The organism is Hymenobacter agri (genome assembly GCF_054778495.1).
In genome coordinates, this window is record NZ_BAAGZM010000140.1 from 1 (window position 1) to 8,522 (window position 8,522).

Consider the following 8,522-nt stretch of genomic DNA (forward strand, 5'->3'; position numbering starts at 1 on the left):
CCGCATTTGGCGCACGTATGCTGAGTTGTTACCATCAACCTTATACGTGTTCATCCTCACTTAGACCACCGCCGAAATTTTTATATTATCTTACTTCGCGAATCAAGACACCGGCAGGCTGCTTCCTGGAAATTACTCGGCCGATTTTTTAGGAGCACAATTATTTCACATGCTTTAAGTATATGAATTACAAATACTTATCGTTCAGTATATCAATAGCATTTATTTCCTGGATTGTTGGAATGATATTAGGGGCTGTTGTGAGAAAAACAAAATTTTACAACAAAATATTATCTAATCTGAATTTCATTAGGAGTGAAAAAATAAATAAAATTATCGGCGTTAATGTATTGAAATGGATTGTGGTTCATACAGTTTTCAAATATTTTAATCAAAGGCTTAAATTGAAAACAAGAATTGAAAATTCTAGCCTATACAATTTGCGTCACGAGATGACAATTTCTGAAATAGACCACTTAATTGGGTTCGTTTTCGTGACTGTTTTTGCTTTTGCAAAGATTATTACTTTAAATTATTTGTTTGCTTTTGTCATTTTGCTCGTAAACGTTGTAATGAATTTTTATCCTTCATTGCTACAGCAAGAAAACAAAAGGCGTATTGATAAATTAATAAATAGAATGTGAGTAAAAGCGATTTTTGTATTAAAGGGAATTAGGGAAGCCGCGCGAAGTTGATTTTCGCGCGGCTTCCCTATTATAAAATGCCCGTGATTTATGTGATTACTTACCTGCAAACGCCTTGGCGTCGCCTTCCGAAATCGTGTCGTCGCTCATAATCACGAGGCGCTCGACCACGTTGCGCAGCTCGCGGATGTTACCGCGCCAGTCGAGGCCTTTGAGGTATTCGAGGGCGGCGGGGTCGACTTTCTTGGGCTTGTTGCCGTAGTCGGCGGCGATGTCGTTGAGGAACTTCTGGATGAGGTCGGGGATGTCTTCGCGGCGGTCGTTGAGGGCGGGCACTTGAATTAGTATCACCGAGAGGCGGTGGTAGAGGTCTTCGCGGAAGTTTTTATCGGCGATTTCCTGGAGCAGGTCTTTGTTGGTGGCGGCGAGCACGCGCACGTTCACCGAGATTTCCTTTTCGCCGCCTACGCGGGTTATTTTGTTTTCCTGCAAGGCGCGCAGCACTTTGGCCTGGGCCGAAAGGCTCATGTCGCCGATTTCGTCCAGAAACAGCGTGCCGCCGTCGGCCTGCTCGAACTTGCCGATGCGCTGCTTCACGGCCGAGGTGAAGGAGCCTTTTTCGTGGCCGAACAGCTCGCTCTCAATGAGCTCCGACGGGATGGCGGCGCAGTTTACTTCCACCAGGGGGCCGCTAGCGCGGTTGCTGAGCTCGTGCAGCTGGCGGGCCACCATCTCTTTACCCGCGCCGTTGGGGCCGGTGATGAGCACGCGGGCATCGGTGGGGGCCACCTTTTCGATGGCTTTTCGCACGGCGCCGAGGGCGGCCGACTTGCCCACCATTTCCGACCCCTTTGTGACGGAGAGCTTCTTTTTCAGCGTCTTGGTTTCCGTCACGAGCTTGGTGCGGTCGAGGGCGTTGCGCACGGTGAGGAGCAGACGGTTGAGGTCCGGCGGCTTGGAGATGAAGTCGTAGGCCCCTTTTTTGGTGGCATCGACGGCGGTTTCGATGTTGCCGTGGGCCGAGACCATGATGAAGGCGGCGTCAGTACCCATGGCCTGGGCGCGGGTGAGGACTTCGAGGCCGTCCATTTTGGGCATGCGGATGTCGCAGAGCACCACGTCGTATTTCTGCTGGATGAGCAGGTCGAGGCCGGCGGGGCCGTCTTCGGCCTGGTCGACGGTGTAGTTTTCGAATTCCAGAATCTCCTTCAGCGTATTGCGGATGGCTTTTTCGTCGTCGATGATGAGAATGCGGGGCATAGGGGCGGAAAAGGAAATAGATGCGAACGGAACGGCGCGAAGGTAACGAAAAGCGGCGCTAGGAGTTTAAGGAAGGCGTTGCCTCATGCGGGCAACCTCACCCCCGGCCCCCCTCCGCAGGAGGGGGGCCGGGGGTGAGGTTGCCGACGCCTGGGCAGCTGTACTTTCGCTTTAATTCAATCCAACGCACTTCATGAAAAACCACCTAACCCGCCCGCTGCTGCTTGCCACGGCGCTGGCCGGCAGCTTCAGCCTCTATTCACTCACCCAAAAAAACACCCTGGCTCCCGACCCCAATAATGCCGGCCTGAAGCTGCCCGCCGGCTTTGGTGCGCTGGTGGTGGCCGAAACCGGCGGCCACGCCCGGCACCTGGCCATCACGCCCCAGGGCACTATTTACGTGAAGCTTAACAGCCCCAAAAACGGCAAGGGCATTCTGGAGCTGCACCCCGGGGCTAATGGCAAGGCCACGGCGGCCCCGACGGGTTTCGGCAGCTACGGCGGCACGGGTATTTACGCCAAGGACGGCTATTTGTATGCGTCGTCGGATGAGGAGGTTTTCCGCTACAAGCTCGATGCGAAAGGGGAGGTGACTAACCCCGCGCAGCCCGAGAAAATCGTGACCGGCCTGATTAACCGCCACCAGCACGAGAGCAAGTCCATTGTGCTCGACAACGCGGGCAACCTCTACGTGAACATCGGGGCTTATTCGAACTCCTGCCAGGTGAAAGACCGGGAGCGCGGCTCGCTGGGCCGCCAGAACTGCCCGGTGCTGGATTCGGCCGGCGGCATCTGGCAGTTCCGGGCCGATAAGGCCAACCAGACCTACGGCAGCGGCACCCGCTACGCCACCGGCCTGCGCAACGTGGTGGGCCTCGACTGGAACCAGCAGAACAACCAGCTTTTCGTGATGCAGCACGGACGCGACCAGCTGCACGACAACTTCCCGGCCCTCTACGACGACAAGCAGAGCGCCGAGCTGCCCGCCGAGTGCATGTACGCCCTGAATAAGGGCGCCAACGCCGGCTGGCCCTACCTGTACTACGACGGCCAGAAAAAGCAGAAAATGCTGCCCCCCGAGTACGGCGGCGACGGCAAGAAGCTGGCCGACTCCAAGTACCTCGACCCCGTGGCCGCCTACCCCGCCCACACCGCTCCGGATGGTCTGCTGTTCTACACCGGCACCATGTTTCCCGAGAAGTACCGCAATGGCGCGTTCATTGCCTTCCACGGCTCCTGGAACCGGGCCCCTGAGCCCCAGAAGGGCTATTACGTAGTCTTCCAGCCCTTCAAAAACGGCAAGCCCTCGGGCGAGTGGGAAGTATTCGCCGACAACTTTGCCGGCACCGCCGCCAAAGCCGCTGCTGGCCGCGCCGACCACAAGCCCTGCGGCCTGGCCCAGGGCCCCGACGGCTCGCTCTACGTGAGCGACGACAAGGCCGGCACCATCTACCGCATTATGTACACCAAGAAATAAGCTGATTTCGTGAAGCATTTCCTCGCCGGGCTGGCCTTGTGCGCCGCCGTCGCCGCGCCCGCCGCCGCCCAGAAAAAACCGGCCCCTAAAGCCCCCGCCAAAAAAGCCGCTACGGCCATTTCGGCTCCGCTGCTGGCCCAGGGTAGTGCGGTATACAAGCAATATTGCCTCACCTGCCACATGGCCGACGGCCTGGGCGTGGACGGTATGAACCCGCCCCTGGCCAAAACCGATTACGTGCTAGGCGACAAAACCCGCCTCACCAACGTACTGCTCAACGGCCTGCAGGGCGTCGACATCAACGGCGAGCAGTACCGCGGCGTGATGCCGGCTCAGGCCTCGCTCACCGATGCGCAGATTGCGGCGGTGCTCACCTACATACGCAACTCGTTCGGTAACAAGGCCAGCGCTGTGAGCGCTGCGGAGGTGAAGGCCGTGCGGGCGGGAAACGGGAAGTAGGAGAATTGAACTATCAGCACGTCATGCAGAGCGCAGCGAAGCATCTCGCGTGTAACAAGTAATCAAATCGATTGAATTAGTGGTAGCACTCGAGATACTTCGCTGCGCTCAGCATGACAGTTCAAAACAGAAAAGGCCCCTTCCGTGCAGAAGGGGCCTTTTTAATGTGGTGTGATGGGTCTGTAAGCCGGGTTTTGTCCGGGGCCGAAGCCCCTGCCTCACCATTTATCTAGGCCAGTCGTTGCCGAAAGGCTCCATCAACCTACCCGCTGGCGCCGAACGAGCCGCCCGGAGCCGATGCAGCCGAAGCCGCGCCGGCGTACCAGCTTATTTGGTCTTTCAACCCCTGAGGTTTACCCAGCCGGGACGGTCGCCCGCCCGCTGGTGCGCTCTTACCGCACCTTTTCACCCTTACCGGCCGCCCGAAGGCGACGTAGGCGGTAATTTTCTGTGGCACTCGCTGTCCTGGGTTGCGTTATGCGCGCCAGTCCTTCCCGTTAGGAAGCAAGGTGCTCTGTGTTGCCCGGACTTTCCTCGTCGCCCGAAAGCGCCGCGGTGAGGCGACCCATCACGCGGGCAAAGGTAGGGGAGAAACTACTTTTTCGCTTTAAGCTTTTTGCTCGCAAATTTGGTCATAGTTTTCGAAGCATATTTTCTATAATTATCGACTAATTGGTGATATTCGACTTTATCACCAATTTTCTGAAAAGCACCTCCTAAAGGGTGCGTACCAATGAAATTAAACAACTCCCATTCGTAGTGTGGGTCTAAGCCTTTGTGACAGGTGTGACAAAGCGTAATAAGATTCTCTTTCTCCGTAAGACCTCCAACGCTGAATGGTTTTATATGATGCACATGTAGTTCAATGTCTGTATTCGTATTCGGACTTCTGCCACATACCCTGCATTTGAAATGGTCTCTTTTGATAATCAGCATTCTCAATTTCGGGTCGGGCGCGTGAATCAACTTTTTGCTTGGAACAACGCTGATACTTTGGAATTGACCTTCGGCCGATTCTGGTGAGTGTGATGTAACGACTTCTTCGGGTTGCAATACATTGCTGAATTTCCGCCTTGCTACATCCTCGTGAAGAAGAGCATGACCTCCTAAAAGTACAAACAGTTGTGCATCGTAATCATTGTTTACAATGATGGCCGGCTCCTTTATGCTCAATAGAAGGCGAATCATCTTGTCCGGTTGAATCTTTGATGCCTCTCTTATTTCTCTAGCTGGTTTAGTATCTGTCCATCCGGCAAACTGACCTGTGCAAGTATAATATGCTGTTTCAGCGTCTTTGCTCAATAAACACATATGATAATAGCCGGCACCTACAATCACCGCTTGGCCTTTAAGACGGTTGAATTCTGTCGGCCAATCTATCTTGTTTTTCATACCAAACCTGTATGTATGTTTTGTAACTATGATAGAGTAAAAAACATATTGCTGTAAATTAATTCCCCCCCCACACATTATCCTTCGGGTAGCTGTCGGGCACGAGGGTGCTGCCCAGGGTGATGCGCCGGATGGGCTGCTTGCTGACCACGGGCACCGTGACGAAGGTTTCGCCGGTTTCCCAGACGCTGATGCTGCGGTGCAGCTGCTGGGTGGTGTTGTCGGCGAAGGTGAGGATGAGGTCGACAGGGACGGGCTTGCGGCCGTGGGCTTCGACGCGGATGTCGTAGCCGGGGCTGGTTTTCTCGACGCGGGCGATGGCCAGGTCGGGGTAGCCGCCCTCGAAAAACCAGCGCTGCCAGAACCAGTTCAGGTCGCGGCCCGCGCCGGTGTTCATGCTGTTGAAGAAGTCGGGTGGCAGCGGGTGCTTGCCGTTCCAGTTGCGGATGTAGGTGTGCAGGGCCTTGGTGAACAGCTCGTCGCCGAGCAGGTCGCGCACGTAGAGGTAGCCCAGGCCGGGCTTGGGGTAGGAGTTGAGGAAAGACGGCACGCCGCTCAGCTGGGTGGTGAGCGTGACGATGGGCGCGTCCTGCTCGGTGTCGGCAAACTGGGCGTAGCGGGCAATGCCGTAGTCGTCGTCGAGCTTCGGCTCGATGATGCTGGAGAGCACCCACTCGCCGATGGTGGCCCAGCCCTCGTCCATCCAGCCGTACTTGGTTTCGTTGATACCCATGTAGAAGGGGAACATCGTGTGGAAGATTTCGTGGTCGGTGAGGGTGATGGCGTCGTCGCGGGTGTCGGTGGGGTTGTCGTTCACCATCATCGGGTACTCCATCTGGTCGAGGCCGTCGAACACGGTTTCGTGGGCGTAGGGGTAGGGCCAGCGCGGGAAGGTATAGCTCATGGCCTCCACCGTTTTGCGCGCAAACTGGATGACTTCCTCGTAGTCTTTGTGCTTGGCGTTGTACACGGCATCGACGCGGGTGCGGCGCTTGGTGGCGGGGTCGACGACCAAGCTGGTGCTCTGCCAGGTGTAGTGGTCGGCGGTGGCAAACACGAAGTCCGTCACGTTCTTGGCCTCGAAGCGCCAGGTGTTCTGGGCGTTGGCGGCGGTGATGCCGCGCTGCTTCGCTTCGTCGGGGCTGATGATGAAGCTCACCGCGTCCTTCTGCTCGGCGGCGGCGAGGCGCTGGGCGTATTTGGGGGCCAGCACCTGGGCGGCGTTGGTGAGGTCGCCGGTGGCCCACACCACAAAATCCTTGGGCACGGTGATGGCGGCTTTGAAGTTGCAGAAGTCGTTGTAAAACTCGGCGTCGCCGGTGTAGGGCAGCTTGTTCCAGCCGTCGAGGTCGTCGTACACGGCGATGCGGGGGAAGAAGTAGGCCACGAAATCCGCGCCCGGCTCCACCTCGCCGGTACGCTGGTGCGAGCCTTTGTTCAGGATGTAGCTATAGGCCACGCGCACGGTGGCGGTGGCGTGGGCGGCCAAGGGCTGCGCGAGCTTCACCGGCAGGTTGGTGGCCTGCGCGGGCAGCTTCTTCACGTCAAACGTCTCGCCGTTGATGCTCAGGGCCGAGATGCTCACGCCCGCACTCACGTCCTCGGGCGCAATAGCACGGCTGCGGGGCGCGCCTTTCTGGTAGAGATTGGGGTAGAGCTTGAACCAGATTTGCGGCAGCGCATCGGGACTGTTGTTGACGTACTTGATATCGACGGTGCCGGCCACGCGGCGGGTGGAGGGGTCGAACGAGACGTTGAGGTCGTAGTCGGCGGTGTTCTGCCAGTAGTTGGGGCCGGGCGCGCCGGTGGCGCTGCGGGTGCCCTTCTCGAACAGAGGCTGGAAATTACGGGGCAGCGGCAGCGGGTTCTGAGCCAGGGCGGGCGCGGCCAGCAGCAGCAGGGCAAAACGGAGGAAACGCATGAGGCAGGAGAAGCAAAAGACGCGGCAGCAGCGCCGCCAAAGCCCAAAGGAACGGCGGAAGGGGCGAATGGCAGCCCACACGTAGCGCGGACCTTGTAGTCTGCGCCCCCGTACCGTTAGGGCCGCTCGACCGGCGTGGAGTCGCGGACTACAAAGTCCGCGCTACTGTATCCCCGCTACTCGTACCAGCCCCACTGGCGTGAGCGTCTGCTCGCCGTGCCAGCGGTAGGCCACCAGCTCGCCGCCCCGAGCCACGCTGTAGTCGAGGCATACGGAATGTGGTGTGAGCAGGCGGGGCTCGCCCTTGAGCCAGTAGTGGCCGAAAAACACGGGCGTTTCGTCCTGGTAGTAGCTGGCATTGAGCAGCGCGGCTACATCGACGGGCTGGCCGGCGAGGGATTCGATGGGTTCGAGGTAATAGTCGTCGTAGGTGGCGGCGGCGGGGTCGCGCCACCAGGCGGTGCGCATCTTGGTGCGGCGGTGGCCGTCTTTGTCGAAGAAGGCGTGGTCGTCGGGCAGGTCGGTTTCGTGGCCTTTGAGTGTGATTTCCACGGCATCCATCTCGGCCGAGCCCTCGCGGCTGGCGCGCAGCAGGAACTCGGGCGTGAGGCGGTCGTCGGGCAGCCACTGGCGCAGCTGGGCAATGTAGCGGGCATCCCAGCAGGCGTGCACCACGCGCAGCCCGGGCAGCTCCAGAAACAGCGGCAGCGTGTAGAACCACTTCAGGTAATCGAGCCACTCGGCAAACAGTTCCTTGCTGCGGAATTCCTTAATGGTTTCGAGATGCTGAATGATGTGGACGGGCTTGTGCGGCCGCAGGTGCCCGCCGGTAGGGTCGAAAGTCCAGAAGGCAAGGGCGTTGTACTCGTGGTTGCCCATCACGGCCAGGGCCGCGCCGCCGTCCACCATGCCACGCACAATCTGCAGCGTCTCGCGAATGGCCGGGCCGCGGTCGATGAAGTCGCCCACGAAGATGACCTGCCTACCGCCGGTGTGGCGGTACACCCCGGCATCATCGGGGGCGTAGTCGAGTTTCGTCAGCAGCTGCCGCAGCTCGGCGGCGTGGCCGTGGAGGTCGCCGATGAGGTCGTACATGGGGGCGGGAAACAGGTTAGAATACAGTAGAACGTCATGCAGAGCGCAGCGAAGCATCCCGCGTGCAATAGTAACCCTGCCGACCGAATTACTGACAACACGCGAGATGCTTCGCTGCGCTCTGCATGACGTTCTTTCTTCTAAAATACGTCTGTTCGCCCCGCTACCCCGGCAAACAGGCCACCACGCCGAACCCCGTGGCCTCGGCCACGAAGTGCAGCGCTCCGCCCACGGCTTCGGCGCGCTGGCGCATGTTGGCCAGGCCGTGGCCGCC

The 8,522-nt window shown here is 58.3% G+C and carries 7 protein-coding genes and 1 other RNA gene; 3 read left to right on the forward strand and 5 right to left on the reverse strand.

Annotated features, from left to right (window positions below):
• The first annotated feature begins 242 nt into the window (after positions 1-242).
• Positions 243-644, forward strand: a complete 402-nt coding sequence (locus ACYVDE_RS09335; protein ID WP_460501231.1) for a glycosyl-4,4'-diaponeurosporenoate acyltransferase CrtO family protein — start codon at positions 243-245, stop codon at positions 642-644.
• A gap of 96 nt (positions 645-740) precedes the next feature.
• Here ACYVDE_RS09335 and ACYVDE_RS09340 read toward each other — a convergent pair whose 3' ends face one another.
• Complete coding sequence (locus ACYVDE_RS09340; RefSeq protein ID WP_460501225.1) at positions 741-1,904, reverse strand: sigma-54-dependent transcriptional regulator; 1,164 nt, start codon at positions 1,902-1,904, stop codon at positions 741-743.
• Between the two features lie 193 nt (positions 1,905-2,097).
• Here ACYVDE_RS09340 and ACYVDE_RS09345 point away from each other — a divergent pair, with 193 nt between their 5' ends.
• Together ACYVDE_RS09345 and ACYVDE_RS09350 are read left to right on the forward strand one after the other, a co-directional pair.
• Entirely contained in the window at positions 2,098-3,381 is a 1,284-nt protein-coding gene (locus ACYVDE_RS09345; protein WP_460501226.1) for a PQQ-dependent sugar dehydrogenase, read from the forward strand.
• A gap of 9 nt (positions 3,382-3,390) precedes the next feature.
• A complete protein-coding gene (locus ACYVDE_RS09350) occupies positions 3,391-3,840 on the forward strand; it encodes a c-type cytochrome (RefSeq protein WP_460501227.1) in 450 nt (149 codons plus the stop codon).
• A gap of 167 nt (positions 3,841-4,007) precedes the next feature.
• On the opposite strand, the gene rnpB is transcribed toward ACYVDE_RS09350, so the two are convergent.
• The 4 genes from rnpB to ACYVDE_RS09370 all read right to left on the reverse strand — a co-directional run bounded on the left by rnpB (position 4,008) and on the right by ACYVDE_RS09370 (position 8,248).
• Positions 4,008-4,412: RNase P RNA component class A (rnpB, locus tag ACYVDE_RS09355), an RNA gene on the reverse strand.
• Between the two features lie 22 nt (positions 4,413-4,434).
• Positions 4,435-5,232, reverse strand: a complete 798-nt coding sequence (locus ACYVDE_RS09360; protein WP_460501228.1) for an HNH endonuclease — start codon at positions 5,230-5,232, stop codon at positions 4,435-4,437.
• A gap of 58 nt (positions 5,233-5,290) precedes the next feature.
• Complete coding sequence (locus ACYVDE_RS09365; protein WP_460501229.1) at positions 5,291-7,153, reverse strand: M1 family metallopeptidase; 1,863 nt, start codon at positions 7,151-7,153, stop codon at positions 5,291-5,293.
• A gap of 162 nt (positions 7,154-7,315) precedes the next feature.
• Positions 7,316-8,248 carry a metallophosphoesterase family protein gene (locus ACYVDE_RS09370; RefSeq protein WP_460501230.1) on the reverse strand — a complete coding sequence of 311 codons (933 nt, stop codon included), beginning with the start codon at positions 8,246-8,248 and terminating at the stop codon, positions 7,316-7,318.
• Positions 8,249-8,522: the final 274 nt, after the last annotated feature.